At 47.1% G+C, this 19346-nt stretch carries 16 protein-coding genes; 3 read left to right on the plus strand and 13 right to left on the minus strand.

Features of this window, described 5'->3' with window-relative positions; all coding sequences use genetic code 11:
* Nucleotide 1 precedes the first annotated feature (1 nt).
* From HY200_02735 to HY200_02795, 13 genes are all read right to left on the minus strand, one after another.
* Nucleotides 2-1378, minus strand: a complete 1377-nt coding sequence (locus tag HY200_02735) for a UDP-N-acetylmuramoyl-tripeptide--D-alanyl-D-alanine ligase (GenBank protein ID MBI3593853.1) — start codon at nt 1376-1378, stop codon at nt 2-4.
* 2 nt (nt 1379-1380) lie between these two features.
* Complete coding sequence (locus HY200_02740) at nt 1381-2847, minus strand: UDP-N-acetylmuramoyl-L-alanyl-D-glutamate--2,6-diaminopimelate ligase (protein MBI3593854.1); 1467 nt, start codon at nt 2845-2847, stop codon at nt 1381-1383.
* Nucleotides 2848-2919: 72 nt separating this feature from the next.
* Nucleotides 2920-4650 carry a penicillin-binding protein 2 gene (locus HY200_02745; protein MBI3593855.1) on the minus strand — a complete coding sequence of 577 codons (1731 nt, stop codon included), beginning with the start codon at nt 4648-4650 and terminating at the stop codon, nt 2920-2922.
* On the minus strand, nt 4650-4997 hold the full coding sequence (locus tag HY200_02750) for a cell division protein FtsL (protein MBI3593856.1): 348 nt from the start codon (nt 4995-4997) through the stop codon (nt 4650-4652). The genes HY200_02745 and HY200_02750 overlap by 1 nt, the downstream gene beginning before the upstream one ends.
* Complete coding sequence (rsmH, locus tag HY200_02755) at nt 4994-5875, minus strand: 16S rRNA (cytosine(1402)-N(4))-methyltransferase RsmH (GenBank protein MBI3593857.1); 882 nt, start codon at nt 5873-5875, stop codon at nt 4994-4996. The genes HY200_02750 and rsmH overlap by 4 nt, the downstream gene beginning before the upstream one ends.
* Nucleotides 5876-5897: 22 nt before the next feature.
* Nucleotides 5898-6350, minus strand: coding sequence for a division/cell wall cluster transcriptional repressor MraZ (gene mraZ / locus HY200_02760; GenBank protein MBI3593858.1), 453 nt, complete (start codon nt 6348-6350; stop codon nt 5898-5900).
* A 150-nt stretch (nt 6351-6500) separates the two neighbouring features.
* The gene (locus HY200_02765) at nt 6501-8522 is read right to left on the minus strand and encodes a diguanylate cyclase (protein MBI3593859.1); all 2022 of its coding nucleotides are present in this window, start codon (nt 8520-8522) and stop codon (nt 6501-6503) included.
* Between the two features lie 11 nt (nt 8523-8533).
* On the minus strand, nt 8534-8968 hold the full coding sequence (locus tag HY200_02770) for a response regulator (GenBank protein MBI3593860.1): 435 nt from the start codon (nt 8966-8968) through the stop codon (nt 8534-8536).
* An 89-nt stretch (nt 8969-9057) separates the two neighbouring features.
* A complete protein-coding gene (locus tag HY200_02775; GenBank protein ID MBI3593861.1) occupies nt 9058-10527 on the minus strand; it encodes a HAMP domain-containing protein in 1470 nt (489 codons plus the stop codon).
* Nucleotides 10524-11408, minus strand: a complete 885-nt coding sequence (locus HY200_02780; GenBank protein ID MBI3593862.1) for a hypothetical protein — start codon at nt 11406-11408, stop codon at nt 10524-10526. The genes HY200_02775 and HY200_02780 overlap by 4 nt, the downstream gene beginning before the upstream one ends.
* A gap of 39 nt (nt 11409-11447) precedes the next feature.
* Entirely contained in the window at nt 11448-13421 is a 1974-nt protein-coding gene (locus tag HY200_02785; GenBank protein MBI3593863.1) for a TonB-dependent receptor, read from the minus strand.
* Nucleotides 13422-13603: 182 nt separating this feature from the next.
* On the minus strand, nt 13604-14116 hold the full coding sequence (locus HY200_02790; GenBank protein ID MBI3593864.1) for a DUF4442 domain-containing protein: 513 nt from the start codon (nt 14114-14116) through the stop codon (nt 13604-13606).
* A complete protein-coding gene (locus HY200_02795; protein ID MBI3593865.1) occupies nt 14113-14634 on the minus strand; it encodes a hypothetical protein in 522 nt (173 codons plus the stop codon). Before HY200_02795 ends, HY200_02790 begins: the two co-directional genes overlap by 4 nt.
* Nucleotides 14635-14762: 128 nt before the next feature.
* On the opposite strand from HY200_02795, the gene HY200_02800 reads away from it, so the two are divergent.
* From HY200_02800 to HY200_02810, 3 genes are read left to right on the plus strand one after another with little or no spacing between them, the layout of a single operon-like run.
* Nucleotides 14763-16436 carry a ribonuclease J gene (locus tag HY200_02800; GenBank protein ID MBI3593866.1) on the plus strand — a complete coding sequence of 558 codons (1674 nt, stop codon included), beginning with the start codon at nt 14763-14765 and terminating at the stop codon, nt 16434-16436.
* A 10-nt stretch (nt 16437-16446) separates the two neighbouring features.
* Nucleotides 16447-18633, plus strand: coding sequence for a DNA translocase FtsK (locus HY200_02805; GenBank protein MBI3593867.1), 2187 nt, complete (start codon nt 16447-16449; stop codon nt 18631-18633).
* Nucleotides 18634-19305 carry an outer membrane lipoprotein carrier protein LolA gene (locus tag HY200_02810; protein ID MBI3593868.1) on the plus strand — a complete coding sequence of 224 codons (672 nt, stop codon included), beginning with the start codon at nt 18634-18636 and terminating at the stop codon, nt 19303-19305.
* The last annotated feature ends 41 nt before the right edge of the window (nt 19306-19346 follow it).

The raw sequence follows: 19346 nt of genomic DNA on the forward strand, positions 1-19346 counted from the left end.
GTTATTCCTTTTTTAATCTTTCGAGAACCTTCTCCATTTTCATCCCGCGGGATCCTTTGACGAGAATGAGGGGACACTGGGACAGGTACAGGGAGAGTTCTTCCGAAATGGCCTCGTGGGAAGAAAAGATCCGCACAAATTCTTTTGGAATTCCTTGTTCAAGGGCACCCCGGCTGACGGATTCAGATTCTACACCGTACAAGAAGACTCTGTCTATTTTAAGTTTTCCCGCAGTCTCGCCCAAACGATAGTGAGCGTTTTGGGATCCCGATCCCAATTCCAGCATGTCTCCGAGTACGGCGATCGTCATTCTTTTCTCCCTTTTTCCCATGTCCGCCAGCATCTGAAGTGACGCAGTCATCGAAGTCGGATTGGCATTGTAGGCATCCACAATGACCCTTCCCCCTTCGGGCAACTCGATGATCTCGGACCTCAGTGGTACCGAACGAAACCGGAATAATCCCTGAACGATTTCTTCGGGAGTCGCACCAAGCAGGAATGCGACGGCAGCCGCCCCTAACGCATTCAAGACATTGTGAGTTCCGGGAACCGAAAGATGAACAGGATATTTTTTTTCCTGGAACACCAGGGAAAAAGACATGCCACTCGCCTGAATGCTGAGATCTGTTCCCCGGACGTCCGCATCGTCTGAGAGACCGAATCCAATCCACTTTCCTTTTTGTCTCGATTTGAGCTTTTGAAAAAAGGGAGAATCCCGATTCAGTACGGCGGTCCCGTGATCGAGAAAGTCCAGCAATTCTCCCTTGGCTTCCGCCACGCCTTCGATATTTTCAAGTCCCTCGAGGTGCGTTTCACCAATACTGGTAATCAATCCAATGGTCGGCCTTGCAATCTCGCAAAGGCCTCGGAGCTCCCCGGGATGATTAATTCCGATTTCAAGCAATATCAGGCGATGCTCATTCCTTAAATTCAATAGTGTCAAGGGCAGTCCGATATGGTTGTTCAAGTTACCCTCTGTCTTGAGCAGAGGAGACTTGTCTTTTAGAATTGTTCCAATCATCTCCTTCGTAGTCGTTTTGCCGTTGCTCCCGGTAATCACAACGACCGGACCCTTAAACCGGCGACGGGTTTCTCCGGCTAATTTCTGCAGGGCAACCAGCGGATCTGCCACTTCGATACAGATACCGTCGACAGGGACTTTCCTGCCGGAGGCCTTAAAATATCCTATTGCACCGCACAACCTGGCATCTTTAATAAAATCGTGCCCTTCAAACCGGGGCCCCTTTAGGGGAACAAAAAAAGACCCTTCTCCCGCAGTCCGGCTATCGGTTGTAAATTTACTGATTCGCGCTGCGGACAAGCCTTGTACCAGTCTCCCTCCCGTCACTTCAACCACCTGATCAACCGTCCATTCCATTCCTAGTACCCAAACCGGGCGCTCAACATTTCCTTCGCAACAGTCAAGTCATTAAATTCGAACCGGTTTGAACCGATAATTTGATAGGTCTCATGTCCTTTTCCCGCAATTAAAACAAGGTCTCCCTGTTTGGCTTCTTCAATTGCAGATTTGATCGCGTCCCGGCGGTTGACGAGAACCCGATATTTTTTCGCTCCTGACGCGATGACCCCTTCTTCAATTTCCCTTAAAATGGTCTCGGGATTTTCACTCCTCGGATTATCCGAAGTCAATATCACCACATCGGCAAATCGTCCCGCGGTAGATCCCATTTTCGGGCGTTTACCCTTATCCCGGTCACCTCCGCATCCAAAGACAATAATGATCCTTTTCTTTTTAAATTCGTGGATTGTTCTTAACACATTCACCAGCGCGTCCTCGGTATGGGCATAATCGACCAGTACCGTAAAGGGATACTCTCCCTGGATTTTTTCAAGCCTTCCGGGCACTTCAATTTTCTGGCCAAAGGTTTCTTCAATTACATCTGCCGTTATACCCTGATGTAGAGCGGCTCCAGCCGCGGCGAGCATATTATAGACATTGAAAGTCCCCAGGAGAGGAGAATGGATCTGAAGCATTCCTTCCGGATAAATCATTTGGAACGACGTCCCGGTATCGGTCAGTTTGACAGCTCTCCCCTGCAAATCCGCCTTTGGACTCATCCCATAGGTCCAGACCTCCCGCGCAGAAATTCCTGTCAGGCGCTCCCCATAAGCGTCATCCAAGTTAATAATCGCCCGCGGTTTCATTTTTTTGGACCCCATAGGAACCTGTTCCGTAAACAATCTCGATTTGGCGTGAAAATAATCTTCCATAGACCGGTGAAAATCGAGATGGTCCCGGGTCAAATTGGTAAATATAACGGTATCAAATGACGTTCCAACAACACGTTCAAGCGCCAGCGCATGAGAAGAAACCTCCATCACAACATTTTGGACTCCTGCCCCTTTCATTTCGAAAAAGAGCCGCTGGAGATCCGATGACTCTGGCGTCGTATGGGTTGCCTCTCTTCTCCCGGCTCCCGTCCAATTTCCAACGGTTCCCGTCAAGCCCGTCTTCCCTTTTGATTCCAGGAGCTTCTTAATGAGAAACGATGTGGTCGTCTTGCCGTTTGTGCCAGTCACACCTATAATGCCCATTGAAAAAGAGGGATCCCCGTAAAACCGGCTGGCAATTTGGGCAAACGCGCGCCGGGAATTTTCAACTAAAATGGAAACCACACGGCTCTTCTTTTCTTCGTCGAGTTCAGGGAGCTTTTCACAAAGTATCGCGGAGGCCCCTCTGTCAATTGCTTCCTGAACAAAAAGATGTCCGTCCGTTCTGACACCAGACATCGCAGCAAACAGAAACCCCTCTTGAACGTCACGCGAGGAATAGGCAAGTCCCTCGACGGAAAGCGCTCCGTTTCCTTCCAGCTTCAGGATTTTCATTTTCGATATAAGTTGATTCACCTCCATGTCAAAATATTATCATTTCCTGAAAGAGTGAAACAGCGCAAAGTGCTATTTCTGAACCACCAAAATCCTCTTGGTGTCGTAAGGAGGCACATCCAGGTAATTGAGTGTCTGTATTGCAATGTTTCTGAAAACAGGCGCCGCGACACTCCCTCCCCAGGTAACACCCTTGGGATTCTGAATCACGACAAGAATCACGAGTTGGGGATCATGGGCCGGAACAAACCCGCCAAAGGAGGCAATAAATCGATCCGTCGAATACGCGTGAGTTGCCGAATTCACCATTTGGGCGGTCCCGGTCTTACCCGCAACGACAAATCCCGGCGTCGCGGCTTTTTCTCCCGTTCCTCCGGCCTGAACCACGGTTTGAAGTATTCGGTTCATTTCCGCCGCCGTCTGTTCAGAGATGACCCGTTTAGGGATTTCAACCTGATCCGGAACCTCTTTAAATCCGTCCACTTTTTTAACCAGATGCGGTTTGAGCAAAACCCCTCCATTCGCAATAACGCTGAATGCCGTTGCCATCTGAAGGGGGGTCACCGAAATTCCCTGTCCAATCGAAACAGAGGCCACTGTTCGCCGAGGAAGGTGAGAGGAATGATTGACAATTCCAGAAACCTCTCCCTTCAAATCAATCCCTGTCTTGGATCCGAATCCAAACGCCTGCACATACTGCATCAACTTGCTTTCACCTAGCCTCAGCGCAATTTTAGCTGTACCGATATTGCTTGATTTCTGGATCACCTGAGAAAAAGAAAGCATCCCTTCCCGGGTATGATCATGAATCGGCTTGCCATCAATATCGTAAAGTCCGTTCTCGCAGAATATCATCTCGTCGGGAGTCACCACTTTTTCTTCCAGGGCAGCTGAAGCGGTTACAATCTTAAAGGTCGATCCCGGTTCATACGAATCGGTAATTCCCCTGTTTCGCCATTCGGACGGTGAATAAGATCGAACGGAATTCGGATTAAAATCGGGCCTGACTACCCAGGCCAGGATCTCGCCCGTTTTCGGTTGGATGACAATCACCGTACCGCTGTCTGCGCCGGATTCATTCATCATGGCATCCAGCTCTTTTTCGCTGATATACTGAATCACCTCATCGATTGTCAGAAAAAGGTCCACTCCCTTCTTCGGAAAATGGTAATCCAGGCCTCGGGGAAATATTTCTTCACCGCGGGCATCTCTTTCCAGAGTCAGGGAAACTGTTTTACCCTGAAGAATCGAATCATACTGTTTTTCGATCCCCTCCAACCCTTGATTTTCTAACCCGACAAACCCGAGTATGTGTCCCATGAGATGCCTCTTGGGATAAAATCGCGCCGGTTCCATCATCACACCCACTGATTCGAGACCGAGATTTTCAATGGCCGTTGAAACGTCCGGGGTCACCTTGCGTTTTATCCAGGTAAAGGCTCTTTCTTCCGTGAGTTTTACAATCAGGGATGACTTGGGTTCATTGACAATGAGAGCCATCTCTTCTGCGACCATTGCGGGATTCGTCATCATGGATGGAATGGCATAGAGAGAAGGAACTTCCAGGTTGGCGGCCAAAATTCTTCCCTGTCGATCAAGGATTTTACCCCGCTCTCCCTCGATAACGACCGTTTTTTGATGCTGTTTCTGCGCCTTTTTGGAAAGATTCTGCGTAATAAAAATCTGCAGAAAGATTAATCGGGAGGTGAGAAGTCCCAATCCGAGAAAGAAAAGGAGAATGATGACTTTCGTGCGAAAAAATTTTCCTCGAACAGCATGACCTTCATTCAGATGTCTTCGCATTATTTAAAGATGTTTCTTGAGGTCTCCCTTTCAGCCACCTCAACCGATGGCGTTTTGTTATTGGGATTGAGTTCTGTCACTCTGATTTTTCCCGTCGACGATCCCGGCACCATTCCAAGCTGGGTCACCGCAATATGTTCGATTCGATCAAGTGAAGAAAGGCTGGATATTTCGATTTGTAATTCGGTATGAGTGCGTTCGAGGATCTTTTTCTCTTTCTGCATTTGACTCATCTCATATCCCATCTTGACGACGTGAATGTGATAGGCGAGATAAACCACGATACCTGAAAATATCAGAATGCCGCATTTGAGATAGGTCCAGTCGGACGATTTCTTATTTCTCATGCTCTCCTCTCGATGACTCTCATTTTCGCGCTGCGGGATGCAGGGTTAACTTTTACTTCCGATTCGCCCGGAGATACCGGCTTTTTAGTCCACTGGAACAGGGGATCCTTTTTCCGTTTTTGCACAAGATCCAGAAACGTTCGTTTCACGATCCGGTCTTCAAGCGAATGGAACGATATAATCGCCAGCCTTCCGCCAATCGCAAGATATTGAAATATCTCCCGAATAAATTCTGACAACAGGTCCAGTTCCCGATTGACGGCGATTCGAAGTGCCTGAAATGTTCGAGTTGCGGGGTGAATTCGTCCATATCGATATTGTGAGGGGACCGATTTTTTTATCAGTTCGGAAAGTTGTCCTGTGGTCATGATCGGGCTTTTCTCGCGTTCCCGGACAATCGACCTGGCAATGCGTCCCGCATACCTTTCTTCTCCATACCGTTCAATGAGTCCGGAGAGTTCCTCTTGACTAAGGGATTCCACCAGATCCCTTGCCTGAAGAGGTTGGGATGGATCCATTCTCATATCAAGCGGTCCGGATTTCTGAAAGCTAAATCCCCGGTCGGGATTTTCCAATTGAAGGGTTGAAACACCCAAATCGGCCAATATCCCGTGAAAGGTCCCTTTTCTTTCTGAATGAATCACCTGGCTCACATGCCTGAAATCGGAGTGATAAAAAAAATATCTTCCTTGATATTTTTCCCGAAGCCTTTCGTCCGCCTGGGTTAATGCGGTCTGATCTCTATCCAGGCCGAAAAGTCTCCCATCGGGCGAAGATTTTTCCAAAATGGCTTCGCTATGTCCGCCTCCACCTACGGTACAATCAAGATAGGATTTCCCGGGCCCGACCCTCAGATAGGAAATCACTTCGTCACACATCACCGGAAAATGCTGAATCAATTCAGAACCCCAGCTTAATGAGCAACTGCTTCATTCGATTCTGCGTGTCAGGGTGCGCGTTAATGGATTCCTGCGCTTTCCAGCTTTCAAGATCCCAAATTTCAAATTTGTGGTAATGACCGAGGAAGATAATTTCCCGCCCCAGGCGGGCATGCCGGCGAAGGTCATTTGAAAGGAGTATTCTCCCCTGTTTGTCAATCAAACACTCTTCTGCCGTTGCAAAAAAGAATCGGGCAAATCGCTGGATATCTTCCTCAACTCTCGGAAGATTCTGAATTTTTTCCGCAACCTGACGCCAGGCCTCCTGAGGGTAAACCGAAAGACAATGGTCCAGATCTCTGGCGACCACCAAGGTCGTTTCTTTCTTTTTTGAGGTCAGCTTTTCCCTGAATTTGCCAGGTATGCTCACCCTCCCTTTTTCGTCGATGTTATATTCAAACTGGCCAAGAAACATCCCACTTTTCCCCACTTTTCCCCATAAAATGGAGTATACACTTTAGAAATATGATGTCAAGAATAAATTCGCTGCTCCATTTGAAAAAAATAAAGGAGTCGCCTGGCGTGAATCAATAAACAGGATTTACACTATCGGAGGATGGAGTTTCTAGAGTGACTGAACAAGTTGGGAAACGAAGACTTCGACGATTTTTGGATCAAATTGAGTCCCCGAATTGCGTTTCAGCTCTTCGATGGCCTGATCTCGGGTCAGTTTTGGACGGTAGGGACGGACGGATATCATCGCATGATAAGCTTCCGCAATTCCCAGGATTCGGGCCAGAAAAGGGATTTCTTCCCCTTTCAAGCCATTGGGGTACCCATGCCCGTCGAATCGTTCATGATGATAAAGGATCGCGGGAAGAACCAGTTCCATTTGGGACGACTTCTTAAGAAGCATTTGAGCCAGGCTGGGATGGGCCTGAATAATCTTGACCTCTTCCGGAGAAAGAGGACCCGGTTTGTTCAATACCCTGTCCGGGATACTGACTGTTCCAATATTATGGAGGAAACTGGCCAGCTGAAGACTCTTTTTCTGATCGTCGTTGAGTTCTAACGCATCTCCCAAGAGCGTGGCATATTCCACAACACCATCTGTATGACCCCGGGTATACGGGCACTTTGCATCAATGGCCATCGCCAGATCCCGAATCGTCGTAATCTTGGGATCTGTGAGAAGATCGTCCAGTTTTCTCTTGTCTTTCTCGATCGCCGATTTGAGCGTCTCGCTGTAACAGCAAACCCGGTTTCGGCCTTCATTTTTCGCAAAATAGAGCGCCTGATCGGCCATGATAATCAACTCTTCCCGGGTTTTCGTATCTTCCGGAAAGGAAGAGATCCCTATGCTCACCGTGACATGGACAAAGTGTCCTGGAACAGCCACAAAGTGATTTCCTTCAATGGATTGCCGGATTCTTTCCGCGACAACCTTGGCGTCCTCTTTCGAAGTTTGAGGAAGAATTACGGTAAACTCTTCGCCGCCGTATCGGGAAGGAATATCCGCATTTCGGATCCCTTTTCTGATAAGCCGGACAATCTCCTTTAGGACCTGATCTCCCGTCACGTGACCATGGGTATCATTTAACGTCTTAAAATGGTCGATATCCAGTATGAGAACAGAAAAGAGATTGCCGTACCGGTTGCCTCGTTCCACTTCCTCCAGGAGCCGGTTTTGAAATTCCCGGTGGTTATAAAGCCCCGTCAGACTATCTGTCACGGCCTGCTTTTCGACCCCCTCCAGAAACCAGGCATTGTCAATGGCGACTGCGGTGTGGACTGCCAGCGTTGAAAGGGCCACTTTCTCTTCTTCTGAAAAGGGCGTTCCTTCTATCTTATTCATGACATTGAGCACTCCCATCACTTTTTCCTGCTTAAAGAGAGGGACAGAGAGAATCTGGCGGATAGCAGGCTGATGTTCCGGCGTCGCTTTCCAGCGAGGGTGGATAAGAGGTTCTTCTATCACCACGGGTTCACGTTCGGAATAGCCCATACCCAATAAACCTTGCAACGGAACGGGCGTGAGCAAATTTTCCGGGTTCATTTGAAATCCGGACAGGGTGGTATGGACTATTTCTGTCTTCTCCGGATCGAGCAGGATCAGGACTGCGCACTCCGTATGAATGAGCTCCCGGGCACCGTCCACCAAAATCTGAGTCAGTGTATCGACCCTTCTTTCTTTGGCAACAGACAGGGATATCTCCTGAAGTTTTCGGGTCCTCGTGGAGGATTCTGCCAGACGTCGCTTGATTTGATTGTTTTCAATTGTCTTTTGTACAACGATCGAGATGGTCTCAAGGTAATTCTTATTTTTAATAATATATTCGCTGGCCCCTTTTTTCATGGATTCTACCGCGATCTTTTCATCGCCCTGACCCGTGACCATAATGACCGGTATGGCATGGCCTTCATCCCGAATCTTTCCGAGCACCTCCAAACCATTCATGCGGGGAAGACTATAATCGAGAATTATGGCATCGAAATGGTCTTTTCCAAGCCACTCCAGCGCAGTGAGTCCATTATCCGCGGCCAGAATTTCAAAACCCGCTTCGTGGGCCTGAAACGCTTCGATCATCATCTCCTGTTGGTCGGGATTATCTTCAATCAGGAGCAATTTAAACGGCTTCTTGGGCATAAGTCCTTCTACTATGCGTTATCGTGCTTCGGGCCACTGTTGGTCGTCAGCCAGTAGAGCTTGAGTGACTTTATTTTTTCAGAAAAATCCTTGAATTGAACCGGCTTGGTGATAAAACTATTGACACCCATGGCATAGCATTTCAAGATCTCCTCGCCCCGATCTGAAGTCGTCAGCATAATCACCGGAATGACTTTCAGATCGACATCCTCCTTAATCTTTTTTAAAACATCGATTCCACTCAATTTAGGCAGGTTGATATCGAGCAAAATCATATCGGGGCGTATTGCCTTTTCGTACACTCCCTTTTTATGAAGGTAATCGATGACCTCCTGACCATCCTTGACCCAATGAACAAGGATACCGTCATCACCCTCTTCCAGCGACGATTTCGTCATTTCGGCGTGATCGGGATCGTCTTCGACCAGCAACACCACAATCTGCATTGTAAAAAGCTCCGTTCGAGGTCCCTAAAAAATATTTCCCCTGAATTTAAACATACCATGAATCAAACCAGTGTCAATCTTCTTTGTCCTCAATTTCTAGGAAATTTCACGAAAAAGGTCGTGCCCGCCCCTTTTTGTGATTCCAGCCAAATTTTCCCGCCGCCCATATCGACAATTTTCTTGACAATAGAGAGACCCACTCCGGTTCCTTCGACAGTTACCTCTTTTAATCGATGGAAAACGCCGAATATTTTGTCAAAATAATTCGGATCAATTCCGATTCCATTATCTTTGACATAAAATTCTATACTGTCTTTTTCCTCTCGACCTCCTATTTCAATTCTGGGATGGGGTTGGTCACCCATAAACTTTTCGGCGTTCGTAATCAGATTTTGAAAAAGGTGAGTCAGATGGCCCCGCTCATATTTGAAATCAGGCAACGAGGGAACGATCACCGCTTCGATTCCTTTTTCACGAAACCGCTCTTTATGGATAGCTAGGATCTCTTTCAGCGTGTCATGGAGGTCAACTATTTCAGGATTTTCCTGCTTTCGACCGATTCTCGACAGGGAGAGGAGATCATTGATCAGGTCTTCCATATAGTTCGTATTGGCGACGATCCTGTCCAGGTAATGTCTCCCCTTTTCATCAATCTGATTCCCATATTTGTTTAAAAAGAGGGAAGCCATGCCTTGCATCGACACGACCGGTGACTTGAGGTCGTGAGAAATCGTATAAACGAACGATTCCAGCTCATGGGTTCGCTCTTTCACCTGTCTTTCGAGATTTCCGTAAACCTGGGCAAGATCATGACTCATATTGTTAAAGCTTTCTGTCAACTGTCCCAGTTCGTCTCGAGACAATACCGGGATAAGAGATCCGTAATCTCCTTTACTGATCCGGAGAGTCCCTTCCGCCAGGATTTGAATCCGTTTCAATATACTTCCGATAAATAATATGGAAACCAGAAGCATTCCTCCGCCGCTAATGATCATAATCCAGAACATCTGGTTGGAAATTCGATCGACGGTCTCGAGCACATTCTTAATCGGGTATCCCAGACGCAAGGTTCCTAATCGGGTCTTTTCCTGGATTTTATCTCCCCCGAAAAGGAGAAATTCTTCCCCCGATCTGGCCTTTTGAACAGACCAGACAGGCAACCATATTTCAAGAACAGATTTTCCTTCGTGGGTGACTTCTTGATAGCCGGGCCGGTCGGATTTTAAAGATTTAAGCGTCATGACATCGGTATAACGCTTCCCTTTCTCAACAACATTGGTGTGAGCCATGACCAGGCCATTGGGATCAAGCGCCATGGCGTATAGGGCTCCAGTCCGGTCCATACTTTCCTGCAATAACAACAAGAGCTGGATTTCCTTGCCGTCCGTAAACGCGGAAACGGAAGAGGACTGAAGTTCACTCGATTTCAGATGTCCTCGTTTTGCAACTTCCTCGATGAGGATCTTACGAACCGCAATATTGGAAAACCAGATAATGACTGTGCCGGTGAGCAAGATAATTGAAATCAAAAACAAGATCAGCTTGACTTTCAGCTTCACGGCGACACCTTTTCGGATTTCTGAAGCACATTTTCGGATATCTTGAGCCCCAGTGTATTGACCGCCTTTATATTGATGGTTACTTGCATCTTTTCAGGGTAAATTTCGGATAGGTTCAATCCTCCGTTCAACAATTGGTGTGCGGCGACTCCGGCAATCCGTCCTATTTCATGGAAGGGAGTCGCGATCGACGCGGTCGCACCCTGTTCCACCAATCCCGATGACGGTGTATAGAGCGGAACTTTATTCGACCAGGAAAACTCCTTCAAAACTTTAAAGCTTTGCGAACTGATCAGAAGAGGGTCAGGCATTAACCAGATGGCATCAATTAATGAGTAAATGGATCGAAGACGATCGGGAATCTCTTCCGTTTTGTTTAATTTTTCTGAAATGACTTCAACGCCTGCCGAAAGCGCCGCCTGCCGCATTTTCTCAACCCGGCTTTCCAGGGAATTTGAAACCCAGAAGATCGCCAGTTTTTTCATCGAAGGCTGAATTTCTTTCAATTTCAAGACTATCGCATTTTCCGCGGGAAGCATCCTGACCGCAATCGAAAGACCGATCCTGTCTTTAGAGCTGACCTCTGTTCCCGGTGCCAGACAGAAAATCAGATTCGTATGTTCCGGATAAGGAAAAAGCACAGCCTTCCCTCCGAAGGCAACGACAAGTTTCGTATCGTTATCGATCTTGAATTTGTCGCCAGACAAATTGTAAGAACGAACCGACTGTCCAAACCCTTCCTGGAATCCTTCGAAGGCTTCATGGTAAGGTCCCAGATCAGAACTGAGAACCGCGATAATCTCGTGGCCCGAGCATATGACGCCAAAATTCACCCAGAACCCGATTGCCATCGCAAAGAAAATAGCGCTACGTATTATCATCTGGCATCTATTACCTGACTGGGAAAATGGATCAAATTATTAATAGGAAACAGACAGTCTGGCAACGATACCACTCCCTGGTCCAATCGGCAGAGTATTGACCCAGCCCTTTGAAAATTCGGGATAGCTCATATCATCGTTCAAGATGTTATTCCAGAATAGGTTTAACGCCATCGGAATATAATATCGGAAATGATAAGTCCCATTGAGTGTTAGGAGATTGATGGCTTCGGCACCCTCGTTGAGAGGGACTCCGCTGTTTTCATGCGGCTTCCCGAAGTGGGAAAGAAAGAGACCTGCCGTCAGAGGGTCGAGGTCATAGGCGATCCCGATTTTGGCCATATAGTTGGGGATAAAGAGCGTCTGATCTCTTTCATTTTGATAGGTTGCCGATCCGTTCAGGGAAAAAGGTTCATTGATCCGCCATTTTCCTTCAAATTCAAGTCCCCAGATATTTTTTTCCCCCGAATTGGTAAAGGTTTGGGTGCTTCCTGAATAGGGGATCCGGATAATCAGGTCTTCCATTTTGCTGGTGAAAAAGGTGAAGGCAGATTGCGCCCGGGCACCATGGATTAAAACCTGAGCGTCTATGGTCGTCACCTTTTCCGGTGTTAACAACGGATTGCCAAGCAAGACATTGGTCAGATTAGAATACCGCTCCTGGGCCGTTGGACCTCTGAAAGCTTCTGCATAGAGGAATTTAATGCCGACGGTTTCGCTCAAATCATAAATCGCTCCGGCTCTTTTAACCCAATCATGATCCCCGGTTTCGATACTGTTATATTGCACCCCTCCGATAACTTTCAGGTTTTCGAAAATACGGAAATCGGACTGCAAATAACCTGATTCCGTCCGGTTATAAAATCCTCCGGGGATGGCGGCGCGTTGAACGTTTGGAATGGCCGAAATGACTTCGACACTCTTCCTCTCATCATAAATCAGACCCAAAATAATATTCCATTTTTCCCAGATTTCTCCCCCCAGAGAAAGCTCTTCAAGTGTGCCCAGGGACTTATCGGGCTCCTGCAATCCCGTTTGAATATAGGTAATTCCTTTATCGTAGTTATTTTGGGTGACATTGAATTTAAGTTCCCAGGTTTTTGACAAAGGGTGCCGGTAACCAATATCGTAAAACAGCCGCTTTGAATCCATATCGGCTTCATTGGCCCAGTAGGGCAGTGTTCCCAGAGAGCGATTTTCGACATGAGAATAGAAAATCTGGATCGACAGTCTTTGGTTGTAGTCGAAAAAACCTGAAAGGCTTGAATTTCTCTCACCGTATTCCGTTTCGTCATATAGATTCGGAGAAGCGGGTCGAGCGGTTCCCGCATTGAAGTCCCACCCGTCATCCTGAAAAACATTGTAGGCAAAAATCAAATTCCAGTCCTTGCCCCGAGCGTCTGCGGACAGGGTCTGAAGTTTCGATCCAGCGGTCAGCGACTGAAGTTTAGAACCAAATGATCCCCAACCTCCGGTATATTTCAACGTCAATGGAAGGTTCGAAGAATCATCCCGATTTTGCGTAATCACATTAATAATTCCTGCTACTGCATTGGACCCGTACAGGACGGATCCCGGGCCTCGAATGATCTCGATCCTGTCGATCATTTCAACAGGAAAGCCTTTGTAAAAGGTATTGTCAGCAGTTCCTTCCTGCATCTCCCGAAACGGTCGCCCATTGATTAAGATGAGGACATGGGAGTCCGAATGCGTCAGAAGGTCCCCCCGAATCACAGACTTGCCCTGTACCCAGAGATGAGAGCTCATCTCTTGCAGGCTCGGCACCCGATTTAAAATGTCGATGAGATTTACGGCACCGTATTGTTCAATCTCTTTTCGGGTGACCACCGTGATCACACCCGGGGCCTCTCCAATTTTTTCAGGTTTTTTGGAAGCGGTAATCACTTCCGCCTCCTCCTGATAGAATTGGAAAATCTCTTCCCCGGCCCGGGACTCTGATTCCATACTTGAAAAGAGAAATGCGACTGTTAGAAATTTGATTAATTTTTTCAAGGAGAAATTGCTCCTCTACAAATAATGTGAGTAAATGTCTAAGACGAGACCTGGGGTTTTCTCATTTTTGGCCGGTAAGTCGAAATCAAATCGATCCTGGAACCTGAAATGCAAATGTACAGACAAATACACTTTAAATTGTATCAACCGGCTGGATTTTGTCAAAAAGGAGAGAGGGAACCTTATTCCGGGGAGGAACGGGAAATGCGCCGAACATAGACGACTTTTTCAACCGACGCATGGACCACACCTTCTTTGTCGACCAATTCGACAGAATAGACGCGGTCAATGGAATGATTTTGGCTGGACAAACGGCGAATTTCCTGTAATTCGTCTTCTTGAAGCAGAAATCGGGCGAAAAGGACGGATCTGCCCGGTTTTTTGAAATGAATCATCGCCGATTTGTCCCAGACGATGTATTCTTTTCCGAGGATCTTAATCAGCATAATCATATAGATGGGGTCCACCGATGCGTACAGGCTACCACCGAAAAGGGTCCCCACATAATTTCGAGTTCGCCAGGTAAGAGGAATCTTAATCTGAACCTCTTTGAAGTCATGCGCGATATAGGTGATTCGGGCCCCCGAAAAGAAATAGGCTGGAAAACAATTGAATCCCCATCGGGTTATTTTTGAACGAAAGGATTCTCTCCTTTGGCGGCCCTCTCTTTGGGAGGTCGTCGCGTCAAGATTCAATCTTCTCCTTTTTGGCCGATGAAATGGTCAGCTTTATTCTTGAACAGGATATTGAATGTCGTCAATGATCCATATATACGGGTAATATATTGCTGGAGCTGGACCTTTTCGGAGTCCGACAAAACTTTATGGCCGTTAATCTGCTGTTCCATCACCCGAAGGCGGTCACGGATCATCACGATTTTATGGAAAAAAGTATCCAGAGGAATCTTCTTGGATTCCAGGCCGCTCTGAGAGGGTTTGAGAATGACCTCTCCACCCGTCCATCGATCCATCAGTTCCACCTGAGGGAGTTCTTCGCGCCTGATTTCATCGATCGCAAGCTTGACCATCTCATAGGCGGCACTTTCAGTTTCCGAAAGCGTTTGAATCTGTTCCCGCGCTACGGAAGTCTCTTTATCGCTTTTCGGAAAATAAACCATACATCGCTGGTTTTCTCCATAACCGGAGGCTTCTTCCACCCGCCCGATTCCGTATCGGACATGCCTGACCAGATCTCCTTTTATCAAATCGCCCACTTTTCCTCTCCTTTTTAAAAACGATTAAAAGTTATCTTTATTATTATACTCAAAGCGGGCAATAAATACAGCGTCTGCAACCGGATACATTGAATTATACCGCTTCTCATGTTACACTCCAGTTCTAAATGGAGCAGCCGGTATTGCATAAAAAAGCTCTTTCCATCATTCCCCTCGGAGGACTCGGGGAAGTGGGAATGAATATGATGGTCTACGAATACGATGAGGATATTATCATCGTCGATGCGGGCCTCATGTTTCCGGACCAGGAGATGCTTGGAATCGATGTCGTCATTCCTGATTTCACCTACCTTAAAGAAAATGCCTCAAAAATCAGGGGAATCGTCATTACCCATGGACATGAAGATCATATTGGCGCTCTCCCTTATCTTCTCTCCGAATTAAATGCACCGGTTTATGCGACCCCCTTAACGATCGGACTGATTCAAGCCAAACTCAAAGAATGGGATATTCGCCAATCAGAAATGTTTTCCGTCAGACCGCGGGAATCCATATCGCTTGGCGTATTTAAGGTGGAATTTATCCGCGTGACACATAGCATCGTAGATGGCGCTGCGCTTGGAATCAGCACACCGGTCGGCAGAATCGTACATACGGGAGACTTCAAAATTGATCAAACTCCGGTAGACGGAGAAAGAACCGATATTCAAAAACTGGGGGAATACGGGGACGCCGGAACACTGGTGCTCCTCTCTGACAGTACCAACGCGGAACGGCCAGGCTATACGTTGTCCGAGAAAGTGGTCGGCAGAGCCTTTGACGAAATCTTTTCCCTGAAAAAATCCCGGCTCATCGTCGCCACTTTTTCATCCAATATTCACCGGATTCAACAAGCCATACACGCTGCAAAACTGTCGGGCAGAAAAATCTTTCTTTCCGGTAAAAGCATGACAAAAAATACCCAGATCGCTGCTGAACTTGGATACCTTGACCTGCCTCCCGATATCCTGGTCAAACTCGAAAACGTCAATAGCTACCCGGATGATCAGGTCGTGATTCTCACGACAGGGAGTCAGGGAGAACCGCTCTCTGCTCTTTTTAGAATGGCCATAGATGATCACAAACAGGTCAAGATCAAGGCGGGAGACACCGTTCTTCTCTCTTCACGGGTCATTCCTGGCAATGAAAAGGCTATCAGCAGGATTATCAACCATCTTTTCAGGCGAGGTGCCGAAGTCATTTATGAGCGGGTATCGGACATTCATGTTTCAGGACATGCCAGCCAGGAAGAATTAAAAATGATGATCAACCTCGTGAGGCCGAAATTTTTTATTCCGATACACGGAGAGTACCGCCAGCTCCTTCATCATGCGCGAATCGCGGAGGGGCTCGATATCAAAAAAGAGAATATCGAGATCATTGAAGATGGCGATGTCATTGCGCTTTCGGAAGACCGGATGGAAAAAAGGGGGAAAGTTCATGCCGGAAGAATTTTTATCGATGGAAAAGGTGTGGGAGACGTCGCCGATTTCGTACTCAGAGACAGAAAACATATCGGACAGGACGGAATCATTGTGCTCATCATCGGACTCGATAAGGTGACAGGAGAAATTGTATCCGGGCCGGAATTTATATCAAAAGGATTTGTTTCCGAAGAAGAGGCTTACAGTCTATTTTCCGAATTGAAACTCCTGGTTTTGAAGCTACTCGGAGAAATGAATCAGGAAGTTAAATCCGAATGGATCGTGGTCGAGGGGATGGTCAAAAAAACGTTGGGGAAATTTATTTACAAACAGATTGAACGAAGACCGATGATTATTCCAATTATCCTGGAGCTATGAGTGCCCCTTCATGAAAACAAAGAGAAAAAATGAAATAAAGGGGGTCTTGTTTCTGACCCTCTCCCTTTTTTTGCTGATCAGCCTGATTTCTTACGATCCTCACGATCCGTCTTTTACAACATCTGGGAAATCCATGGTATCAAATCTAATCGGCCTGACGGGTTCCTATCTTTCAGACATTTTGTTATCCCTGTTTGGGGTGACTTCGTATTTACTTCCCGTTTATCTTTTCATCATGGGGATCAAGAAATTGAGGGATCCTTCTGATGAGGCCGGTGCTTTCTTCAATAAATGGAACTCCCTTGGAACGACGGGTCTTTTCTTTTCACTCCCTGCGGCTTTGAATATTCTCCTTCCGAAATGGCCCTCTGTTTCAGGAGAATGGATACTTCTGGATGAAACCGGCGGCATGCTTGGCAAAATGGAGACGCATCTGTTTAGCCGCTATTTCGGAGATGTCGGCAGTTATCTGGCCACGTTTTCACTTCTCCTTCTGTCCATGATGTTTCTGACCCATTTTTCGCCCTGGCGGTTTGGTGAAAACTTTATAGGAAATCTTTACAGATTTCTGGTTCGATTACGGCAACTTGTGGTCATCTCGATTCTCAAAACCCGCAAGATTAAGGAAAATGCCCGAAAAGCAGGCAAGACTCTGATTCCCAAACCAAAACCCAAAATCGTCACAGTCCCTCCCCCAATGGCTGAACCTGAGAAGGAAGCGCCGGAAAAAGAACGCGTTCCGATTTTACCTGTCAAAGGGGACTACCAGTTGCCCCCATTAACTCTTTTAGATCCTCCGCCGCCGGCAGAAGAAAAGATGTCCAAGGAGGAGCTCGAATTTAATGCCCAGCTTTTAAAGAAAAAACTTTTGGATTTTGGAATCGAAGGCAATGTGTCGGAAGTCCATCCGGGTCCTGTCATTACGCTATATGAATTTGAGCCTGCGCCCGGCATTAAGGTCAATCAGATTACCAATTTGTCCGACGACCTGGCCTTGGCCATGAAGGCCATGAGAGTCAGAATTGTCGCACCCATTCCGGGAAAGGCCGCCGTGGGCATTGAAATTCCCAATCGAGCCCGGGAAGTGGTCTCTCTCAAACAACTCATCACCCCTCAAGCGTCTTCCACTTTGAAACTCCCGCTTTTTCTGGGAAAGGATATCTCCGGACAGCCGGTCACAGCCGATTTTACGGAAATGCCCCATCTTCTGGTGGCCGGCGCCACCGGGTCGGGAAAGAGCGTCGCCCTGAATTCGATGGTTCTGAGCCTCCTCTTTTCAAAGCGTCCCAGCGAACTCAAAATGATGATGATTGATCCCAAAATGCTTGAGCTCACCACCTACAATGATATTCCTCACCTCATCAAGCCGGTCATTACCCAGCCTCGAGAGGCTGCAAAGGGACTCCAGGAAATCGTATTGGAAATGCAGAGAAGATACAAAACACTTGCAGAAAGCGGCGTTCGAAATATCGAGGGATATCACAAATTCAAGCCGCATCAAAAAAAGAATCCGTCCGTTGAGGAAGGTGAAGAGCTTCCTCCGAAAACGATGCCCTATCTTGTCATTATCATCGACGAACTGGCTGATTTAATGATGACGTCCCAAAAGGAGGTCGAGGAATCTATAGGAAGGTTGGCCCAAATGGGAAGGGCCTCCGGAATTCATCTCCTTCTGGCGACCCAGCGCCCTTCTGTCGATGTCCTCACCGGAGTCATTAAAGCTAATTTTCCAGCCAGGATTTCGTTTCAGGTCTCATCTAAAACCGATTCCAGAACGATACTCGACGCAAATGGAGCCGAACAACTCCTCGGAAAAGGAGATATGCTTTACCTGGTCCCGGGAACCGGAAAGATCACCCGGATCCACGGTCCCTATGTCAGCGAAGACGAAATCAAGAGGATTGTCTCTTTTATTAAGGCCCAGGAAAAGCCGAATTATGATGAATATAAGCTTCCGACAGTTCCAGATCGTCATCCGGGCGAGATGACCGATGAGCGGGACGATATGTATGAACAGGCCAGGGAACTGGTCATCTCTACCGGTCAGGCCTCGGCGTCCCTGATTCAAAGGCGGTTGAGGGTCGGCTATCCCCGGGCCGCAAGAATGATCGAAATGATGCAAGAAGATGGGGTGGTCGGGCCCGCTAACGGAGCAAAACAGAGACAAGTCCTGATCAAGAGATCCCCTGAGGAATAGATGGCAAAAATTTTTCAGGTTCTGAGTTTATCGGTATTGATGACGTTTCTCTTCTTAAAGACCGGGCTCGCCAATGATTCTGCTCTGGAAGCGCTTCTTTCTCATATTCAGGATACCTACAACGTGGTCACCGATATAACGGCATCTTTCGAGCAGGAAACAACCCTGCAGGAATTCAAGACTTCGATTAAATCCAGCGGGAATCTCTACCTGAAAAAGAAAGATAAAATGAAACTGGCTTATAATCATCCCAGAAAAGAGATGATTCTGATTAACGGCAGGGAGATCATGACCTTCCTTCCCGACGAACATCAGGCGGTAAAGGGAATCTTTTCAAAAGAACAGGAATCCAGACTCCCGATGCGCCTGCTTTCAGGAGAAGCCATCCTGAAAGACGAATTTCAAATTCACTGGGACCCGCGACATTCAAACACCCGGATTCTGCTTCTTTTAATACCCCTCCAGAAGGACTCTCCCCTGGAAAAAGTCGAACTGGAGATTGACCCCGTCACATTTCTTATCAAGCAAATGAAACTATTTCAAGAAAACCAAAATACATCATTGTTCATCTTTTCAAACGTCCGGATCAACCGCGGGATCAAAGAGAGTTTTTTCCTGTTTACGCCTCCCGAAGGAACGGAAATTCTCAACTCGACCGGTTCTACGAAATAGAATCAGAAACTCTTTCTGGAGATAAAGCCGCCGGATAATTC

The sequence above is a fragment of the Nitrospirota bacterium genome, assembly GCA_016194305.1.
Taxonomy (GTDB): Bacteria; Nitrospirota; Nitrospiria; order JACQBW01; family JACQBW01; genus JACQBW01.